Source organism: Halomonas sp. XH26, assembly GCF_024138895.1.
GTDB lineage: Bacteria > Pseudomonadota > Gammaproteobacteria > Pseudomonadales > Halomonadaceae > Vreelandella > Vreelandella alkaliphila.
The window spans coordinates 1,536,013-1,554,508 of sequence record NZ_CP071889.1 but is presented as its reverse complement, the minus strand read 5'-3'; the positions used below and the strand labels follow the sequence as shown (position 1 = coordinate 1,554,508).

Here is an 18,496-nt window from a genome sequence, read left to right as displayed (position 1 = left end):
CATGCATTCACCAGGCGGGTGAAAACGCATCTAACAGCTCGGCATTGGTTGGATATTTATCCAATAACTCAAGCAACTTCTGCGCGCCTTCTACTGGCTTAAGATGTGTCAACGCTCGACGTAATGTCCTTACTTTTTCAATGTCTTTAGCATCAATCAACAGCTCTTCTCGGCGAGTGCTGCTTTTGGCAATATCTATCGCAGGGAAAATTCGTTGACTAGCCACTTCCCGTGATAGCACGATTTCCATATTGCCCGTGCCCTTGAACTCCTCGAAAATCACCTGATCCATACGGCTTCCCGTATCCACCAGCACGGTGGCCAGAATGGTGAGCGATCCACCGTTTTCGATCTTTCTCGCAGCACCAAACAGTTTGCGTGGTATTTCCATCGCACGGCTATCCAGCCCACCCGACATCGTACGACCATTGCCGCGCTGCTCGGCATTATGCACACGTGAGAGTCTGGTAAGCGAATCGATCACAATCATCACATCATGCCCCTCGCCTGCTTGCTTACGCGCCGTCTCAAGGAGCTTATTTGCCAAATGCACGTGGTGTGAGTAGCTTTCGTCTGAAGACGATGCATGCACGTCTGCCGACACACTGCGCTTAAAATCGGTCACTTCTTCAGGGCGTTCATCAATCAGCAAGGCATACAGCTTTATGTCAGGATGAGCTTCTGCCACGGCCTGACAGATATGTTTTAACAGCGTCGTTTTGCCAGAGCCCGGCGGCGCAACAATCAACCCGCGCTGCCCCATCCCAATAGGTGTAATCAAATCCATCGCCCGTACACTACGCTGCGAAGAGCCAAGCTCTAAAACAATGCGAGGGCTAGGATGAATCGCCACGCCATTCAAAAAACGTTTTTCGGGATCATCAGGAGATGGACTTTCAACTTCATCGGCGGGCTTGGCATCTAGCTGCCTTTTCGTTTTCAAACTGAGTGTTTTTCTCGCCATAATATTGATGGATCGCCTTGAATAGCCTGGATTAATAGAATAACTGCATCTAAGAGCTTTTTCACTGAATGGCGCATTGGATGGTGGGTTACGATAAGGCTCTTAGACGGCTTGTAGCTCTTTGGCGACGACATCATCACCGCGTGCCCAATGCGCCGCTAATACAAAATTTAGCTGCAACGTTGCACCCGTGATTAAGGTCGATGGCTTCTTGCAAGTTCTAGGCAATACTTTATAGGAACTAGCCATGATGCTTCTCCAATGCGGCATTAACAAGCATATTGACCAACTTGGAAAACGCATCTCAATCTACTTTTGAGAGATTTTCGCGCTAGAGTGCTCGCTCCGAGGAGTATGAACCGATCCCCCTCAGCCCTATTATTTCCGCCTCACCTCAGCCCCGCAATTCCAGAACCACTCAGCCCCGTCACTCCAAAGCCACCTCAATCCCATCATTCCCTAATCGCCTCAGCCCCGTCATTCCAGAGCCACCTCAGTCCCGTCATTCCCGAGTGGGGTTATCGGGAATCCAATTTGACCTTTTCAGCCGAAGCCAAGGTACTTAAATAGAAATGGATTCCCGCTAAAAGCATGCGGGAATGACAACTAGAGAGAATCAGTCATTCGCCGCCTTATTAGGCACCGTGCCTCATCGGGCAACCTAGAAAGCCCAGTGTTAGCAGCGGGCAGTTACTGGCCCTATCTGCTCGTTGCCTTTTAAATCTTCCATGATTCCTCTCAGTAGCTGAGTGTGTGCGGCAGACGCGATACTTACATCAGGATATAGGTTGTAGCCGCCGATTAATGACTATTTTCTGTCTGTTTTCTGACTATGCCAAAACTAGGCATCAGCGGCTTTTACTACAGCCACAACGCCTGAGTTCAGGTGTGTTTGAGGCGATGCCCGCTTTTGCGACAGCAAAAGTGGGTGGCGGGTCAAACGCTGCAGAGATTTGTTAGAGCGCACCAACCCTACCCTTCAATCTCGCCACTCCGAATGGCCGCTTTAATGGCCTCCGCAGTTGTGGCCACACCAAGACGCCGACGAACATTACGCAGGTGATTCTCCACGGTACGCTTGGAAAGTCCCAAGCCATCGGCAATTTCCGCCTGACGCCAACCCACAGCCGTCCAGGCTAGGACCTCTCGCTCACGTGCAGTCAGGCTTCCGATTGTTTCATCTTGTGGTGCTTCCAACAGCTTTCGTGCCGCAAAAAAAGCTGCGGTAGAAACAATGCTCATTCCCAAACGAGCAGCAGGCGAGGCATTAATCCTATCGCCTCCCGCGCTCATGGCGCCCTCAAGACCAAGGCGACCAAAAATGGGAACCTGCAGGCCATGGCTTCCTTCACCTCGGGGTGTGCGCACAATCCGATAGCTTTCACCCTTGCCTCCCAACACTTTTGTCCAAAAGAAGGGTTCGCTGGTCTTCAGAATGTGGTGAGTGACCGGGCAGTGCCGGGCGTACGTCAATGCATCCACTTCTCTGCCATCATCAAACCAGTCGCCCTCAATCCAGTAAATACGCTCGACGATACCGTCAAACGTCGCATTGGCAGAAAATAAAACAAACCGGTCATAACCCAGCGGCTCGGCAAAACTCCGCACTGCAGTTTGTATCGCTGTCATACTTTGACTGGACTCAATAGCAATCGCAGCTGTCAGTGCGGCGTCAGTAGGCATGAGAGTTTAGTTGCCGATATGTTCTAGCAAGGCCGTCGCCGCTAGCTTGCCCAATGGATTCGCTGCAAGCGGGCTATCCCCTGTCAAAAGCTTACGGTCTTGATAAACAGCGCCCGACATGTCCGAGTTGACAATATCGAAGCCCGCCGCCCTCAGACTTTCGCCAAATTTCCAGGTAAGCTTGCCTGGCATATAGCCCATTTCTGGCGTCTGTTCGTCGATGGCGTCAGGAAATGCACAAATTTTGTAGCCCGTGAATTTAGGGTGATTCTTGCCTAGCGCAAGCAGCGCTACCGGGCCGTGGCATAAGGAAATGATAAATTTGTCGTTGTCGGCAGCCCATTCAAGAACGGTTTTTACGTCCTCACTTTCCGGTATCCGTACCAAAGGCGCATGACCTCCGGGTATGAACACGCCGATGTAGTCAGAATCTTCGCCTAACGCCTGCTCGATAACATCGCTAAGTTTCATGGGGGTTCTAAACTGGTCAAGGTACTTCGCATAGAAGCCCATGACCGCTTCATCCTCGGCTGGCATCGCCCAGTGTTCAAATTTGACCATGTTGCCCGACAGGGTGGCGATGTCGAAACTGAAACCGGCCTGATCCATGTGATACATCGGCAGAAGCGTTTCAATAGGGTGATTGCCTGACGAAAACAACGTGCCGTTTTCAGTGGGCACGTAACGTTCGTCACTGGCGATCACCAGCACCTTCCAGCGGCCACCCGTATAGGCATTTGGGTAGTCGGCACCACTCAAATCCGATTTCGGCGAGGTGAATTTCGAAAGTGAATCGGGCGAGGGGAAAAATGCATTTGCCTCGGCGAGGTCGGGCGTCGGCTTCAAGTCGTGGTCAGTCATGTTTGTGCTCCTGGCTGGTGTAATGTGCCTCAATATGATGGCAAGCTAGTCGCTCGATGGAAATGAGGGTTTTCCCTCATTCTTGCCGCCGTCACCTGCCATCTCACAATGCACTCTAACGCCGAAGGTAACGGGTCGCTTTGGAGCAAAGCCGAAGGCGGCGCGGAAACACGGTCCCGTTGACCGCTTGGGTAGCTAATGTCTGCGTTTACCAATCCATGTTTGCAGCTGCATCCATCTGATTCTGCAGGTACTCCACTAACTGTGACATTGCCTTTTTTGACCGCATAGCTTTCGAGTATGAACCGTCAGAGGCGAAAGTGAGTATGCTGGGCACTTTGCTAAAAAGGTAAGGTTCCGCTGGAGAGACATCACTTGACCAAAGATCACTCAAAAATGAGTCAATTGCATTAATTGCCTCCACTTCATCGAAGTCGGGGTCTCCAAAAAACGAATATCGGTTGGTTGTATCTTCAGTAAGCAGGACAGGTACCGCGCCGGCCCCAGAATGAAACAAGAATGCCTCCCCGCGCTTACCAAAAGCACCATGAGCCATAAAATTTCGCATCTGCACCCGTAAATGCAAGAGCGTATCGTAATGCCTTTTGAAAACAGGGTTTTCGAGGCCTAAGGAAGCTCGAAACTTTTCTTTCCAACTAGCTGCTGCGAGTTCAGCCACCTGACTACCGTTGTGAACGCGACCTCTTAATATGGCTATATGTATAAATGCATGCTCGGACCAGCTAAAAAATGCGTCGACTGCCGCCTGAGCTATCCAGTCCGCTTCTGTAGATGATTCGAGTACAACAGAATTTAAGACTCCTAATAACGACTGAATATCAGTACAGTCCTTATCTTGGCGTAGGCTTTCGTTCTGGCGTTCAACTTCATCCTTCTCTTCGAAAAACCTTGTCCTGAAAAATTGAAAGCGCTCGAAAAGCCATTCGCAATGGTTTAAGACATTGAGCCTATTACCCTCCGCCTCTTTTTTCGCTCGATAACTGAAATACGGGGTAGCAAAAGACACTGCTTTTTGAATTTTCTTGGCTATTAATTCAGAGTCCATTTCTTGTTGTTCGCTTGGCCGACCACTCATTCGCGCGTTTGGGTCGCTATTTGGGGCGCTGATTCGAAGCCCCATTTTTTGATGCTCGATTGCGTATAGCCTACCTTCGTACCTAATTGGCACAGTCCAGGCACTTTTCTCCCATAGGCCCATTCGTTGGTATTGAAGAAAATCAACCAATAAAAAATACACAAGGTAATAAGGTGGAAGTAACTTACTACCTCGTGTGGTAGAAGACAGTAACAGGGCCTTTGGCTCATTTTCTGATTGAGGGGGACCTGCCGGTTCTATTTCGCCCAAAGCGCGAACGACTTTTCGCCTTAAATCAGCAAAATCTCCGGCCACGTTAACACCACCATCTTCTTTCAAATTATCTCCTAAAAGATCGTTTTTTTCCCCGGATCAAAGAATGCACCAAAACAGCTAACGGCGCGAGCAAAGCGAGTGTCAGGCGCTGCCAGGCGCGAATTGCTGCACCTTGTTATGTGCGTCTGAAAAAATGACAATTACTCCTGATTTAGTGTGCTCACATCAATTTTCCTTCCTAACTCGAACTCCGCATGGCCAATATACTCTTCGATAGTTGGAAGGCCCACTGCAAGTCTTCGAGCATTAATATTCTCAGAGTCGTGCACTGGATATAGCATCAGGCCGCCGTCAGGACTATTCGTTATTTCCGTGCCAAAGATTTGATCGTTACCTTCCGCCACAAGGATATCGTCCTCTAACATCGCCATGCTTGATGCATCTGCCTCACCCTGTAAAACTGCCTCTTTGATACTGGGAAGTAGATACTTCTGGTGTTCAAGTGCGGAATGCTGAACTAGCAACTGCGCAGCTTTACTTGCTTCTTCCCCAACCTCGCTCTTTTGGGGCCACCGATGAGCATCAACTATTTCTCGTAATCTAAGCGTATTTCTTGTGTCAATTTCATTTTGCTCGCTAACCAATGCCAGGAACTCCCCTGTGGGCGGGACGCTAAAATCTACCGTCGAAAGCATTGGTGCCAATCTGCTTCTGAATTCTTGGTCTCCTGCAGCCATTTCGATAAGCTCGTCACGAATACTTTCGGTTAGTCCACCTGAAGAAGCACAGGCTACCAGAGGCAATATCGAAATAATCGCAATGACGAAACCTCTCACCATTCCTCCTGTTGCCATCAAAGCACATAACGCTGAGCGCACCGGTGGCCTTTACAAAGCGAAGCGGCGTAAAGGACATCCGTGTGACGCGTATTGTTAGGCATCCGTACTCACAACAGGCTTTAGTTTGGCTTCAGAAGCTTTATCACCAACCGTCTCCGACAAGGGGTATTCATCCTCTTCCTGTTCGTCAGAGATATCATCACTATCTATCTGCTCTATTGACTTCGGTGGGTAACCAAACACCTCGGTGAATCCAGAAACAAACTCAGGCGCTGACCTGAAATCCTTAAAGCACGGCCATTCAGCATAATCTACTTCAGAAACACATCCTGAGCTTCCAATCCTGAGCATTATATCCTTTGCACCTTCGTAATCTTCTCTAAGCACAGCCACGCATAACTTGTAATTGTCTCCGCACGCGGACCAATCTTCGGCATCAAGTATGGATTGGCAAGTATCATTACTTCCCGAAAACTTGTATGCCAGCGCTCGGTTAATCACGTAGATCAGCCGATCTCCTTCCGAACCCCATTTCTTAAGCGTGCAACAAGCAAAATCAAGAAGATTCTTTGCAAGCTTATAGTTTTCTTCGATTAGCAACTCATAGGTGAAATGAGAAAGGCTTGATTCTGCTTTTTCTATGTCAGCTGGGCTTAGCTTTCTCCAAAGCACCTGCGATAATTTAAGCCCGATCTCGTAAAGAACTTCAAATGATTGCCGGAGGTATTTTTTATCAACCTTTAGCTTTTCGCCAATATTGGCTTGATCGCCAACAGATGCGTTATTATTTTGGCAAACCTTTAGATATTGCTCAGAAATAACTCCATCGCAGTGAACAAATAAATTCCGTCTTTCCGTTAACTCTATAAATAGAGGCCACGAATCGAGGTCTTTCGTTAGTGGAATTGAGAACGCTTTTTCCATCCATGAAAATTGGTCTGCATGACTCGATCTAAGAATAGATTCGACCTCTTTCGAAAATATTTTATCCCGTGCAGCTTCTACACTGCCCAAGGATACTAACTCAGAGAGTGAAATGTTTTTTTCTTTTGAATCAATTATTTCGGGCTTAAAACGCAAAATCTGAGTAATTAAATTCCCTAAAAAAGAGTCATACTCCGAGACATAGGAGACCACAAAATTTCTAGGCAGCAACTCTAATACTGCTTTCGCCCTGTCGCTTCGATTCGCTAACCTAGAAGACCTCTTAACGTCTTTAAAATCCAACTTGTAAGAGGTGGTGCCTTCACTTTCCTCGAGCTTTTCGGCTTTATCATCCAGGAAGGCTTTGTGTTTTTTTGCAGACTGGTGGCTACTACTGACGCCATAGTAATTTGATATGGAAAAACCTCATGAAGCGCGACCAGCTTATAAAGATAATCATCTACGATTTTATGAAGCTCTAAACTTTCCGGCATACTTAACTTACCCCAGTTTTATTCAAGTTTTCGCAGACTTACTGACTGTATGTGATATTACTGCCTAACAGTGATTATGTAGCCTGCTGCATAACATCTTTGAACTGCCAGCACGTTTATTGGTGTTATCTAGCCACCCCCAAAAATCATAAACCACTGTTTTTATAGTTTTATTTATCTCATAAGGCAATATATCCAAAATTCGCGTGCCGGCTCGTTTTTACGATTTAATCATACTTTATTGATAAATTTTGCTTAGGTCACGTGGCTTTGAAGAAAAATTGAGCTGGAGCAAATTTTGGGCAACTATCGCGGGTGCCTGGCTCGTTCCTCGCCAAGCGTTACGCCGCGCTACGGGGTGGCTAGATTGCTTATGTGACGTGATCCTCACACCCTAAAGCGCCCTCCCACAACATCACTAATGTAGTAACGGATTGCATTGCGGGAGGTGTTTGGGCTTGGGCATCGACTTCTTTCAGCGGGTGATGTAGGGCTTGGCGAATGCAGAGGAGTATGAATTAATCTCCTCAACCCCGTCATTCCAGAACCACCTCAGCTCCGTCATTCCCGAGCGGGGTTATCGGGAATCCAAGTTGACCTTTTCAGCCGAAGCTAAGGTACTTAAATCGAAATGGATTCCCGCTAAAAGCATGCGGGAATGACAGCTAGAGAGAAGCAGTCATTCCCGTCGCCTTATTAGGCACCGTGCCTCATCAGCCAACGTTAAAAGCCCAGTGTTAACAGCGGGCAGTTACAAACAGGGCACTCATCTCTACAGGTGTTCGGAAGTGTCATCCCTTGGACTCAGCGGCTCCAGAGACTTCAGTTGCTACCTGTGTAGCGCTCTGGTGAGGCGATGCAATGGTCGGCGAAAACCACTGCACAGTCACCATACCCACCAGCACCAGCGTGACACCTGCCAAACGCCCAATGCTGACCTCCCTCACGGGCAGATTCAGCCAGCCATGATAATCCAACAACAGTGAAGTAATCAGTTGCCCTGCAATAACACACACAATGAAGTTGGTCGCCCCGACGCGTGGTACTAGAACCAACGCTGACGAAATATAGATGACTCCTGCTACACCGCCCAGCCAGGCCCAAGCCGGTATGTGCCTGATGGCCCCCAGGGTAGGAAGAGGCACTTGCATGGCAATCACGATGGGTATTACGACGAGCATGCTGACAACTAGAGAGACCAGTGTCGCCCAAAGGGGGTGGCCTAGCGCTCGGCCCAATTCAGCGTTGCTGCCAGCTTGAAAAGGCACCAAGGCACCCGCGATAACCGCCACAGCCGCAAGCGCCACTAAAGTGAAAGATGAATTCATGACAAGACTCCTGAGACATTGCAAAAGGTCTTTTATCTTTTATGATTCACGCCATAAATTGAAATTCATTTTTTTATTTTACGGTATTCGCCTCATGAATAATTTAAGACGCATTGATCTCAACTTACTGGTTACCCTGCACGCGCTATTGGTGGAAAAGCACGTGTCGCGGGCGGCTCAGCGCTTACATAAAAGCCAACCGGCCGTCAGCCATGCTCTCGCCAATCTGCGGGCCATCTTTGACGACCCGCTGCTGGTGAGACGAGCAGGCAAGCTGGAGCTCACCTCACGTGCCAATGAATTGCTACCGAAATTAACAGAAGCACTGCATCAGCTCGGCGCGCTGATTGAACAGCCTGCCTTTGACTCCGCCCATGAGAAACGAGTGTTTCGGCTTGCCATGTCAGACTATGGAGCTCGCGTAGTGCTTCCTGGTTTGGTTAGGCGATTGCGTTCAGAAGCTCCAGGGATTGATCTGCAAGTTTCTCAGGGCAGCCGCGTCGCGATGCTGGCAGGTGTCCATGATGGGGAGATCGATATGGCTTTTGGCGTGTTTCAGCCGCCTCTTTCGGATGAGTTACGTACTCATAAGCTATTCATTGAGCACTTCGTTTGTGCTGCGGATAAAAACACGCTGCCCAAAACGGGCGATCTTGATAAAACACAGTGGCTCTCGCGACCGCATGTCTTAGTCGCCATGCAAAGTAGTGAAGGCAATGAGATAGAAAACGCATTGCATAGAGAGGGCGTCAGCCGTCGGGTTGCGATGACCCTACCCCACTGGGGAGTGGCCAGCCATATGGTGCCAAATACGGATTTGATCTTAACGGCCGCTCGGCGCAGCTTTGATCTATTTCTGAAGGACTCACCACTGCAGCTCTTCACACCGCCTTACCCCATTGATCCTTTTGAGTTCAGCATGGTATGGCACTCACGGCGGGAGAGCGATGCCGGGCACAACTGGCTGAAGCAGGCGATCATTGAGATGCTTCAAGAAGATGGGGCAAAAGAACCGGATGAGTCAGCAATTGCCGTGCCGGCCTTGACCATTCCCCCGACATTAACACCATAAAAGTGGCTAACATCTCAAACACTGGCGGCGCGTAGCGATGTTCGAGTGTTTTAACTTGATACTTATTGAGTCTTCCCCCCAGCTCAGCCCGTTTGGCTAAGCAAAAAGGCGACCAAACCTAACAGGAGAAGGCTCGGTGAATTACCACGTTAGAGAGCCTCAATAGGTGTTTGCTGTAAGCCATTCACCTGATTGTACGATTGGTGGCACCACGATACTCTCCTTGCATATAACGCCGCGTTAAGTAGTGAGCAACGCTAACCACCCAACCTAAACTATTGTGCTGTAAACACTTAAGCTGAATCAAACCGAAAATGCCACGCGTTGCGAATCTGCCTTAAACGCTTTGTTATGGCGATTTACTTTAGACTTGCTTGGATTATTAGTAACTCAATTTCATTGTCCGATGTATTAACCAAACCATGGGTGCCAAAACGTTTATTAACTATCATATCTCCTGAAGCCACCTTTCTGTCCTCACCTTCAATGGTCATAGTGCCTTCACCTTTCAAAATGATATACATTTCTTCATCGTCTCCGTGAGTATGCTCACCCATAGAGCTTCCCGGTGGCATAACGACACGGATGGCAAAGTCCCAAGCACCATCGAAATCTTTACGTCTGAATGCACGATAGATATCTATTGAACCTTCTCCATCATGGCTATTTTCGTCGACTTCTTTATCACAAGTGTAAAAATTACGTATCATCTTTTCCGAATTCCTTTCTGATTATTTTCCGCAGATCTACTGAGCGCCATAACAGTAATTATATAGCCTGCTGCATAACACCTTGGCCGCAGAAACTGAGTGCAACACCTGAGCATTTCGCTAAGGTGTTGTCCCATGTCTTACCTCGAACTCAGCATTGAAGAACGTGCCAGCATCCAAGTGGGTCAAGCCCAAGGGATGAGCCTTCGGCACATTGCCCAGCTCTTAGGGCGAGCTCCTTCAACCATATCTCGTGAAATACGCCGTAACCAAATGGCCCAGAACGGTTACTGTGCCCGGCACGCCCAACGTCAGCGAGAAAAGCGTCGAGTAGTCTGTCGTCCTGCGCGTAAGCTTTTGCCAGGCACCGAGCGGTTTGATCTCATCGTGCATATGTTGCGGCGACGCTTGTCTCCTGAACAAATTAGCAGCAAGCTCAAGACGATGAAACTACCTGATTTGCGCGATGCCTACGTCTGCCGAGAGACCATCTACACGGCCATTTATGCCTTGCCCGTTGGCCACCTTCGCAAGGAACTGATTCACTGCTTGCGACAAGGTAAAACCACACGCAAGCCTCGCCGTGGCGAAGTGGATCGACGTGGTCAGATCCCTGACATGGTCAGCATTCACTTACGTCCGCCCGAGGTCAGTAAGCGTGAAATGCCCGGCCACTGGGAAGGCGATCTGATCAAAGGTAAGAATAACGCGTCCGCGGTAGGCACCTTGGTAGAGCTTAGCAGTGGCTATCTGATCCTCGCAAAAATGGACGATGCCACCGCCACATCCGCCGTAGCAGGCTTTAGTGCTGCTCTGAACCGAATGCCGACCACCGCTCGAAAAAGCATGACCTATGATCAGGGACGTGAAATGACACACCATGCAAAAATTACTCAAGAAACCGGTGTTGCGATTTACTTTTGCGATCCCCATAGCCCCTGGCAACGGGGAGCCAATGAGAATATCAATGGCCTTATCCGTCAATATTTACCGAAAGGAACAGACCTTTCAGTACTTAGCCAGGAAGAGCTGGATGCCATTGCCTTTGAGCTGAATATGCGGCCTCGAAAACGCTTTGATTTTAAATGTCCGATAGAAGTGATGAGCGAGCTGATGGCCAAGTACCATGAAAGCCCATCAACCATCCAATGAGTGTGTTGCACTCAGAGTCTGCATCCGCCCACCCTTGAACATGCCAGCACGTTTATTGGTGTTATCTAGCCGCCCCAAAAATCTTAAACCACTGTTTTATAATCTTATTTACCCAGCATGGCAACATATCCAAAATTCGCGTGCCGGCTCGTTTCTACGATCTAATCATACTTTATTGATAAATTTTGCTTAGGTCACGTGGCTTTGAAGAAAAATTGAGCTGGAGCAGGCTTTGGGCAGCAGTGCTGCCATCGCGCTGGGCCGCCGTGCGGGTGCCTTTTGGCTCGTTCCTCGCCAAGCGTTACGCCGCGCTACGGGGTGGCTAGATTGCTTATGTGGCGTGATCATCGCGCGCTGAAGCGCCCGCCCTCCTACAACACTGCTAATACAGTGACGGTGTTGCGGGAGACGCATGAGCTTAGGCTTTGAGGACGTAACGCAGGGTTTCAACGACTTGGTCTGTAGTGATGCACCAGGCTTGGGCTGTGCATCTTTAGAAAACGATCCACTTTGTTCATGGCTGCATCTAGCGAGAGAATCGTCTTGGCCCGTCGGATATCCCGATCCAGATTGGCTTCCGTCTCGGCCTCATCTCGCGCGGTGCGCCAGTAGGTGATGCCGAATCAGGCCTCTGAGTTTCTCACGCTTATCGTCCAATTCATTGAACGTGCCCGACCATTCCTCGCCTCTTTCCTCAATCCTACCAAAACTTAGCCGTCAGCGGATCACTTTTGCTGAAGCATTGGAACTGGCCAAGTCGCTGTAACCTGCTTCAGCCAAAACAAGAGGACGAGCCTGCCAGGGTCTCCCACTTTACATTCTGTGTTTTCACGAAATTGGCGAAGCCTGATAGCTGGTTCAGCCTTGGAGATCGCCCTCTTTGGGTTCCGACATCACAGCTATTACTTCTGCATCTTCATCACCCTCGGCCAGATAAATATGCCCGATGGAACTGTTGAAATAAGCCGTTTCTCGTTCACCCAGGCTGATGCTTTCACCATTTTCAAAGTGAATGCAGACGCGCCCCGATAGCACCATGGCAAACTCCTCTCCGGGGTGGCGGATGAAGTCTTCAAACTCACCCAGATCACGCGCTTGAATCCGAGCATAAACCGGCATCATGCTCCGACCGGGAAACTCACCCGCAATAGGATGATATTCATAGCTGCCAGTAGCATACCCAGTCGCCTCAGAAATTTTGCTGGTGACCACCGTTGGCTTAGCTGAACTGTCTGCACCCGATTCAGGGTTGAACAGCTGGGACAGGCTGACATTCAGAACACGTGCGGCAGCAGCAAGCTTGTCATAGCTGACAGTTGCCTGACCCAACTCCATTTTCGACAGCGTTGAAAGCGCAACACCACTTTTCTCAGACACCTGTTTCAGGGTGAATTTCTGCTGTTTACGGTGAGCCCTTAGGCGAGAGCCGACCAGTACTCGGTCGATCAGTGTATCGGACGGCTGGGATTGAGAGTCTGTTGGCATGAAAGCTTCGCGGCTCGACCTGGCTATGAATACGAAGTCCTAGTGTATCCCGAAAACAGCTTGACTTTAAGGTTCTCACATTTGATATTCCCTTTTACGAGAATTATCATTTAAGAGAAATTGTGATTCTATCGTGCTGCCCGTGCGGCTCGATCACTCAATAGCCATCAACGAGATATAACCCCATGTCCAATTCAATCGAACGTATCCCCAGCGACTTGCCCTTCCCATTCTCCCGTGCCATTCGCGTGGGAGGTTTCCTGATGCTTTCAGGACAGATTCCCATGACTGCTGAAGGCGAAGTCGTCAAAGGCAGTATCGAAGAGCAAACCGAGGCGGTCATGACCCGTATCGGCGAGTCCCTTGAACACTGTGGCGCGAGTTTTGCGCAGGTCGTTAAAGCGACCGTCTGGCTATCGGACATGAAGCACTTTGCGGGTTTCAACGAAGTCTACAAACGCTATTTCGAAGCAGGTCTGCCGGTTCGTTCCACCGTGACAGCAGGCCTAGCACTGGGCGTTGATGTCGAAGTAGAAGTGCAAGCCTGGGTCGGTGAAGCCTGATTCAGCCAGCTAACTGGCACAGAAAAATAAGAAACTGAGGGTTTGGCATCATGAAAGATGTATTGAAAATCGCAGGCGCTTTTGTCGGATTTCTAGTTGGAGCAGGCTTTGCTTCAGGCCAGGAGCTGCTTCAATTCTTCGTTAGCTTCGGCGTTTGGGGGCTGGCAGGTATCGCGCTGAGTACTGCCGCTTTTATCTTCCTGGGCATGACGCTGGCGAATCTGGGTAGCGAGCTTCAAGCGACTTCTCACAAGGAAGTTGTGCGAGCTATCTGTGGCCCCTGGCTTAGCAAGCCCATCGATTTGCTGATGACATTTTTCATGTTTGCCATCGCCGTAGTGATGCTAGCCGGTGCCGGCGCACTGCTGGAACAAAAACTGGGCCTGCCTGCAGCCTGGGGCAGCGCGCTGGTGACTCTGCTGGTAATTGCAGCCACCTGTCTCAAACTGAAAAAAGTGCTCACGCTGATCAGCAGCATCACTCCTCTGCTGATTCTGGTGGCACTGGGTATCGCCATCTACGCACTGGCAACCCGAGAAACCGACCTGACGACACTGAACCAGTTGGCACTCGACCAAAACGCAGCCACCAGCCATTGGGCACTGGGCGCCATGCTGTACGTTTCGTATAACATCTTCGGCTGCGTCGCGATTCTTGCCATCTCCAGCGGTGCTGCAAAAGACCACCGCAAAGCAACCTGGGGTGGTATTCTTGGCGGCATTACCCTGGGTGCGCTGATGATGACGATCAGTCTGGCCATGCTGTCGCGCCTGGACAGCCTAGTCGATACGCCTATGCCGATGCTGGCTTTAGCACTAGAGGTTTCCCCTGCGCTTTCCTCGCTGGTGTCGGTCGTCATTCTGCTGATGATTTTCAATACCGCAGTGGGCTGCCTCTATTCTTTTTCATCCCGATTTTTGCCGGCCGATACCACGTCTTTCCGCGTTGGATCCTTAATAGCGGGCATCATTGCCTATGCCTGCAGCATGTTTGGATTTGTCAGTCTGGTCGGTATGGTGTATCCCGTGTTCGGCTACATCGGGTTCATCCTGATTACCGCAATAACCGTTGCCTGGGTGCGCCAACGCATGAAGCACAGCCACAAGGCACAAACTGCACGAGCCCAATAAGAAATTCATGGATTTATGGCACGTGAGATTCTGGTTCTGGGTGCTGGCATGGTCGGAGTATCCGTTGCCTAGCACCTGCAGCAGAGAGGCCATAAGGTCACATTGGTGGATCGCAAAGCACCTGGGTGCGAGACCTCTTTTGGCAATGCCGGGCTGATTCAATGAGAAGCCATCTTTCCTTGCTCCTAACGCTGAGCTCAGGCGCGGCGAAGCCGTCGGCTGCAGCGCTTGGTTAGCTCCACAATTCGCCTCCAAAAGTACACCATCTTCGCGCGACTCTTGGAACCATATTCCTTCTTAAATTCGACCGAGTAAACCACGGTCTTTCCTATTTCGACGACGGTGATATCGTTACAGGAAATCTCATGGTATCCGTGAGTAGTATCAATCGAAAATATAAGTTGATCGGAGATGTCGGTCTGTCCGTCCACCTCAATACGGATATCGATATTTCCTTTGGCTGGCACCTCGAATGAAGCTTTTGACGAAAACACAGCGTATCGGCTGGATAGTTTCTCAACGTATTCTGGCTTTTCTCCTACCCGCTGCTCTATCTCGAAAGTTTTCCGTGAAAAGCAATCAATTCTTTTTGTTTCAACTGGATACGACTTTCTATTCTTCGTCACAATGATATAGGTTAAACCGTCATCCTTTTTATGTACTACTACCCTAGAAATACTAAGAGGCTTCCGCGCACTGCTATACCACCCAACCAAAACTGACAGGATCGCTACAAGTGCAGCCAACGAAGCAAGTGTATCTACGACAACTTTGAAGCCCATGCACTCTCCTAGAGCTAACGCCAACAGCACGTGCGGCTGCGTAATGGAGGCGAAGCCGCAATGGAGTAGCCGTCGCCGTGCCTGTAATGGTTAGCTTTAGCCTGAGACATAATAGCCGTTCAGGTATGGAGTAAGTATTTCTGTAACTGCAATCATGTCTGCAATAAAAACCAACTCAAAGGCTATCATTATCATTGGAATAATGTACGAAAAAGAACGATTCGAATATGCCGATAGTAAATTCCAAAACTTTGGCAATCCAGTCATGTAATAGTCATTAACCATTTCATGCATCGCCAATTTGTAATCTGACCGGATATGATTCTCACTATCTGTGACTATATCTGAATAGCGCTCATTAAAAGCCGAGAGACGATCCGCACCCAAATCAGCACCATTCTTCTCTTTTTCAATCGTGCGAATCAAATCCTTTAGCTTATCCCCACATTCCGTCAACTTCTCAGCTCTCAGTTCATATCGAGCGGTTCCAATTACAACAGAGTATACGAGCACTGCCACAGCCAAGAATATCTGCATCATGTTGAGGACATTTGCCTCAAAAGCTAGCGGTATACCAGAATTCTGCATTAACGGAATGAAGATCAGACCTAGCGAAAGCGATGTAGTCGTGAAAAACTCAAACCTTCCTCTACGCTGTAGTCGCGTAGCAGCATTGTAGCGGCATTTGGCGGTCACCCTCATACTCATTTGCAGTTTCTCTGTCGGACTCTTTTTCTTCCGCTCATTTATGCTGACAGAAAACAGCCAATTCCATAGGGATATGAGATACTTCATTCACTCTCCAAATTTCGTGTGACTCTTCCAAGCTAACGCCGCGCTTTGCGGCTGGTTTGTAGCGCAGCGAAAAAACAGTCCGACCGACAACAGCGCTTTGTTAGAACATTTAAGGGATGATAGATGTGATTTGGCCCGAAACATCACATCCTATCTCATCTCTGAGTCTTTTCAGCTGAATACCAACTCTATTTCTGAGTATCGTCAGATAAGAATCTAATAAACTACTGTCCCTTGACAGTTCATTCATGAATTCTCTATTCGCGTCTTGAATAGATCTGCATATTTCCTTCAAGCGCTTATCAGAATCAATATCACGAACTTCTCGTTGTATTCTTTTTCTTACTTGGTCGATAGAGCTAATAACATGAGCAGGATTTTCTATTGATGAATGTTGAAAATAAGCCCCTTTGCTTGAAATATAATCGACAATATTTTGGGCTATTTTTCGGTTTGTTGATTGTCGAGAAATGAGAGGGAGAGGACTTTTATGGGTTCTGAGCAACATTGATATCGTTTCTTCGTGATCCTTTTTCCATTCTAATAGATCTCTTGAAGGATAATCAGCACCTTTATTTTTATCTACTAACGTGTGGCAATTAGCGCATAACCAAAGTCCGTTTTCGACGCCATCGACATCAATATTTGGGTTTGGATCATATCTTGCTGCTGTAGCTTTTTCACCAAGAATATGAGCAGCTTCCCCCTTCTTATTTTTTAACTGAGGGTCGCTAATCGCAGCGCCTATCGTCAAAGTGTTGCATTCTGGGTTACTGCATATGTATGCAGCTCTATAAGCTATCATCTCAGCTATTTTTGCTTTAAATGCCACTACGCCTCCAATTCTTAGTGTGTTCTAACGCCCGCGTAATAGGCGCGAGCTCGCGAGCGTCCTGATTGACGCGTTTGTTAAATTTTTTCTAGTCGATTTCCCGAACTTCGGCAGATTCTAGAGTGCTATATATTTTCTTCGCGACCTCTAACTTTTCGGGAGACTTCGTATTATTTATGTATTCTGACAAGCTTTGTAGAATCGCATTTTTGACCTTTTTGTAACGCTCTTTCTGTCCGCCAGCAAAATCAGTAAAGAGCTGAACTTCTGCCTTTTCTAACCAACTATCTAAAAGCTCTTCATCATTATCAAACATATCTATGATGAGGTTAGGGTTATGAATAAGTGCAGCCTCAAAGAAGTCAGCAATTTCCAACCAAATTGCTCCATCCCTGTTTTTCCAAGCCATCTTGAGCATTTCCAGTGCCTTTTTGCTCTTTCTGGAATCACCCTCTTTGAATAATTCAATAACTTTCTTTCTGTTATTTTCTAGCCATGCATACCCAACTGAATCGGAACTATGTTCAAGCTTGAAGATTAGCTCTCGAGATAGGTTTAACACTCGTTCAGCGGTTAAACGTGAAATCTTGCCCACAGTATGAACTGACTCATTTCTGTATTTTCTGATTTCATGAAGAAGCTCTATGTCGTTCTTATTAAGTAATCGTTGACTCTGAATTAACCGAATTAACTCATACATATTTATGTTTTCCACCGAAACGCCACGCATATCCAACATACGCCTAATAATTGACTCGACCACTTTACTAGATTCAAGGACTGATAAATCGTACATGCCTGAGTTAAATAGATCTGATGCTCTGACTAGAACACTAAGGTCGTTTTTCCTTTCTTGCTCTTTTTCTGCTCTCGAAAGTTTAAATTGAATTGAGTTCGTGAGGAATTTATATAAGTAATTGCCTAGTGCGCCGGCGATAACACCAGCAACCGCCGTAAGTACGCTCTGAGGAATCTGAACGACCACTCTTCCTACTAGGTTCATGATTACCGTAAGAGCCCAAAAAGCAACAAATACAGGTGGTGTGGCAAGCGCAACCGCATAGCAAGCGTTGCTAGCCTTGTCTAAGACACCAACATGCCTCTTGGAAGCAAACTGCAGGGAAATGAAATACACAGCCAAGCCGAGACATGCCATGAGAAACAGATAGGCATATTCGATAGTAATCTTCAAACCAAACACTGCAAACCCAAAGCTTCCATTCGCGTCGATTAATGGCTTAATAGTAAAAACTGCAGCCAGAAGTCCTATGGTAAAGCCGACCTTTGTTTTAAAGAAATCGTCCATTATGGACATGCTCTCCTAAGAAATTTAACAGTGATTATATAGCCTGCTGCATAACACTCTTGAACATGTCAGCACGTTTTATTGGTGTTATATAGCCATCTAAAAAATCATAAATCACTGTTTTTTTTATAGATTTATTTACCCAGCATGGCAACATATTCAAAATTCGCGTGTCGGCTCGTTTTTACGATTTAATCATACTTT

Annotated in this window: 18 protein-coding genes and 1 pseudogene; 5 read left to right on the top strand and 14 right to left on the bottom strand. The window is 48.0% G+C overall.

The features are described 5' to 3' along the window. Nucleotides 1-7 precede the first annotated feature (7 nt). The 8 genes from rho to J4377_RS07090 all read right to left on the bottom strand — a co-directional run bounded on the left by rho (nt 8) and on the right by J4377_RS07090 (nt 8,465). The gene (gene rho, locus J4377_RS07125; protein ID WP_253487696.1) at nt 8-964 is read right to left on the bottom strand and encodes a transcription termination factor Rho; all 957 of its coding nucleotides are present in this window, start codon (nt 962-964) and stop codon (nt 8-10) included. A 102-nt stretch (nt 965-1,066) separates the two neighbouring features. Continuing rightward, entirely contained in the window at nt 1,067-1,213 is a 147-nt protein-coding gene (locus J4377_RS07120; protein WP_253487694.1) for a hypothetical protein, read from the bottom strand. A gap of 723 nt (nt 1,214-1,936) precedes the next feature. Further along, a complete protein-coding gene (locus J4377_RS07115) occupies nt 1,937-2,647 on the bottom strand; it encodes a PA1136 family autoinducer-binding transcriptional regulator (protein WP_253487692.1) in 711 nt (236 codons plus the stop codon). Between the two features lie 6 nt (nt 2,648-2,653). Then, nucleotides 2,654-3,508, bottom strand: a complete 855-nt coding sequence (hchA, locus tag J4377_RS07110) for a glyoxalase III HchA (protein WP_253487690.1) — start codon at nt 3,506-3,508, stop codon at nt 2,654-2,656. A gap of 208 nt (nt 3,509-3,716) precedes the next feature. Next, on the bottom strand, nt 3,717-4,943 hold the full coding sequence (locus tag J4377_RS07105; protein WP_253487688.1) for a hypothetical protein: 1,227 nt from the start codon (nt 4,941-4,943) through the stop codon (nt 3,717-3,719). Between the two features lie 137 nt (nt 4,944-5,080). Next, nucleotides 5,081-5,734 carry a DUF6624 domain-containing protein gene (locus tag J4377_RS07100; protein WP_253487687.1) on the bottom strand — a complete coding sequence of 218 codons (654 nt, stop codon included), beginning with the start codon at nt 5,732-5,734 and terminating at the stop codon, nt 5,081-5,083. Between the two features lie 78 nt (nt 5,735-5,812). Beyond that, the gene (locus J4377_RS07095) at nt 5,813-6,874 is read right to left on the bottom strand and encodes a hypothetical protein (RefSeq protein ID WP_253487685.1); all 1,062 of its coding nucleotides are present in this window, start codon (nt 6,872-6,874) and stop codon (nt 5,813-5,815) included. A gap of 1,054 nt (nt 6,875-7,928) precedes the next feature. Beyond that, nucleotides 7,929-8,465, bottom strand: coding sequence for a DMT family transporter (locus J4377_RS07090; protein WP_253487683.1), 537 nt, complete (start codon nt 8,463-8,465; stop codon nt 7,929-7,931). Nucleotides 8,466-8,559: 94 nt separating this feature from the next. Between J4377_RS07090 and J4377_RS07085 the strand changes: the two genes are divergently transcribed. Continuing rightward, on the top strand, nt 8,560-9,537 hold the full coding sequence (locus J4377_RS07085; RefSeq protein WP_253487681.1) for a LysR family transcriptional regulator: 978 nt from the start codon (nt 8,560-8,562) through the stop codon (nt 9,535-9,537). A 359-nt stretch (nt 9,538-9,896) separates the two neighbouring features. Here the strand turns inward: J4377_RS07085 and J4377_RS07080 are convergent, their stop codons facing one another. After that, on the bottom strand, nt 9,897-10,247 hold the full coding sequence (locus tag J4377_RS07080) for a cupin domain-containing protein (protein ID WP_038483440.1): 351 nt from the start codon (nt 10,245-10,247) through the stop codon (nt 9,897-9,899). A gap of 135 nt (nt 10,248-10,382) precedes the next feature. On the opposite strand from J4377_RS07080, the gene J4377_RS07075 reads away from it, so the two are divergent. After that, complete coding sequence (locus J4377_RS07075; RefSeq protein WP_253487679.1) at nt 10,383-11,399, top strand: IS30 family transposase; 1,017 nt, start codon at nt 10,383-10,385, stop codon at nt 11,397-11,399. Nucleotides 11,400-12,257: 858 nt separating this feature from the next. Here J4377_RS07075 and J4377_RS07070 read toward each other — a convergent pair. Further along, nucleotides 12,258-12,884, bottom strand: coding sequence for a helix-turn-helix domain-containing protein (locus tag J4377_RS07070; RefSeq protein WP_253487677.1), 627 nt, complete (start codon nt 12,882-12,884; stop codon nt 12,258-12,260). Nucleotides 12,885-13,069: 185 nt separating this feature from the next. Between J4377_RS07070 and J4377_RS07065 the strand changes: the two genes are divergently transcribed. From J4377_RS07065 to J4377_RS07055, 3 genes and pseudogenes are all read left to right on the top strand, one after another. Continuing rightward, a complete protein-coding gene (locus J4377_RS07065; RefSeq protein ID WP_253487675.1) occupies nt 13,070-13,447 on the top strand; it encodes a RidA family protein in 378 nt (125 codons plus the stop codon). A gap of 50 nt (nt 13,448-13,497) precedes the next feature. Continuing rightward, nucleotides 13,498-14,577 (top strand): hypothetical protein, encoded by a 1,080-nt coding sequence (locus J4377_RS07060; RefSeq protein WP_253487660.1) that lies wholly within the window; start codon nt 13,498-13,500, stop codon nt 14,575-14,577. A gap of 15 nt (nt 14,578-14,592) precedes the next feature. Then, a pseudogene (locus J4377_RS07055) lies at nt 14,593-14,739 on the top strand (FAD-dependent oxidoreductase); the annotation flags it as partial. Nucleotides 14,740-14,774: 35 nt separating this feature from the next. On the opposite strand, the gene J4377_RS07050 reads toward J4377_RS07055, so the two are convergent. The 4 genes from J4377_RS07050 to J4377_RS07035 all read right to left on the bottom strand — a co-directional run bounded on the left by J4377_RS07050 (nt 14,775) and on the right by J4377_RS07035 (nt 18,292). Then, the gene (locus tag J4377_RS07050; RefSeq protein ID WP_253487658.1) at nt 14,775-15,359 is read right to left on the bottom strand and encodes a hypothetical protein; all 585 of its coding nucleotides are present in this window, start codon (nt 15,357-15,359) and stop codon (nt 14,775-14,777) included. A gap of 96 nt (nt 15,360-15,455) precedes the next feature. Beyond that, a complete protein-coding gene (locus J4377_RS07045; RefSeq protein ID WP_253487656.1) occupies nt 15,456-16,154 on the bottom strand; it encodes an SLATT domain-containing protein in 699 nt (232 codons plus the stop codon). A gap of 109 nt (nt 16,155-16,263) precedes the next feature. Next, nucleotides 16,264-16,986 (bottom strand): HNH endonuclease signature motif containing protein, encoded by a 723-nt coding sequence (locus J4377_RS07040; RefSeq protein WP_253487648.1) that lies wholly within the window; start codon nt 16,984-16,986, stop codon nt 16,264-16,266. A gap of 88 nt (nt 16,987-17,074) precedes the next feature. After that, entirely contained in the window at nt 17,075-18,292 is a 1,218-nt protein-coding gene (locus J4377_RS07035; protein ID WP_253487646.1) for a hypothetical protein, read from the bottom strand. Nucleotides 18,293-18,496 lie beyond the last annotated feature (204 nt).

Excerpts from the sequence above, each read along its gene's own strand:
- rho (WP_253487696.1), bottom strand. The coding sequence starts at position 964 with ATGGCGAGAAAAACACTCAGTTTGAAAACGAAAAGGCAGCTAGATGCC.
- J4377_RS07120 (WP_253487694.1), bottom strand. The coding sequence starts at position 1,213 with ATGGCTAGTTCCTATAAAGTATTGCCTAGAACTTGCAAGAAGCCATCG.
- J4377_RS07115 (WP_253487692.1), bottom strand. The coding sequence starts at position 2,647 with ATGCCTACTGACGCCGCACTGACAGCTGCGATTGCTATTGAGTCCAGT.
- hchA (WP_253487690.1), bottom strand. The coding sequence starts at position 3,508 with ATGACTGACCACGACTTGAAGCCGACGCCCGACCTCGCCGAGGCAAAT.
- J4377_RS07100 (WP_253487687.1), bottom strand. The coding sequence starts at position 5,734 with ATGGCAACAGGAGGAATGGTGAGAGGTTTCGTCATTGCGATTATTTCG.
- J4377_RS07090 (WP_253487683.1), bottom strand. The coding sequence starts at position 8,465 with ATGAATTCATCTTTCACTTTAGTGGCGCTTGCGGCTGTGGCGGTTATC.
- J4377_RS07085 (WP_253487681.1), top strand. The coding sequence starts at position 8,560 with ATGAATAATTTAAGACGCATTGATCTCAACTTACTGGTTACCCTGCAC.
- J4377_RS07080 (WP_038483440.1), bottom strand. The coding sequence starts at position 10,247 with ATGATACGTAATTTTTACACTTGTGATAAAGAAGTCGACGAAAATAGC.
- J4377_RS07075 (WP_253487679.1), top strand. The coding sequence starts at position 10,383 with ATGTCTTACCTCGAACTCAGCATTGAAGAACGTGCCAGCATCCAAGTG.
- J4377_RS07070 (WP_253487677.1), bottom strand. The coding sequence starts at position 12,884 with ATGCCAACAGACTCTCAATCCCAGCCGTCCGATACACTGATCGACCGA.
- J4377_RS07065 (WP_253487675.1), top strand. The coding sequence starts at position 13,070 with ATGTCCAATTCAATCGAACGTATCCCCAGCGACTTGCCCTTCCCATTC.
- J4377_RS07060 (WP_253487660.1), top strand. The coding sequence starts at position 13,498 with ATGAAAGATGTATTGAAAATCGCAGGCGCTTTTGTCGGATTTCTAGTT.
- J4377_RS07050 (WP_253487658.1), bottom strand. The coding sequence starts at position 15,359 with ATGGGCTTCAAAGTTGTCGTAGATACACTTGCTTCGTTGGCTGCACTT.
- J4377_RS07045 (WP_253487656.1), bottom strand. The coding sequence starts at position 16,154 with ATGAAGTATCTCATATCCCTATGGAATTGGCTGTTTTCTGTCAGCATA.
- J4377_RS07035 (WP_253487646.1), bottom strand. The coding sequence starts at position 18,292 with ATGGACGATTTCTTTAAAACAAAGGTCGGCTTTACCATAGGACTTCTG.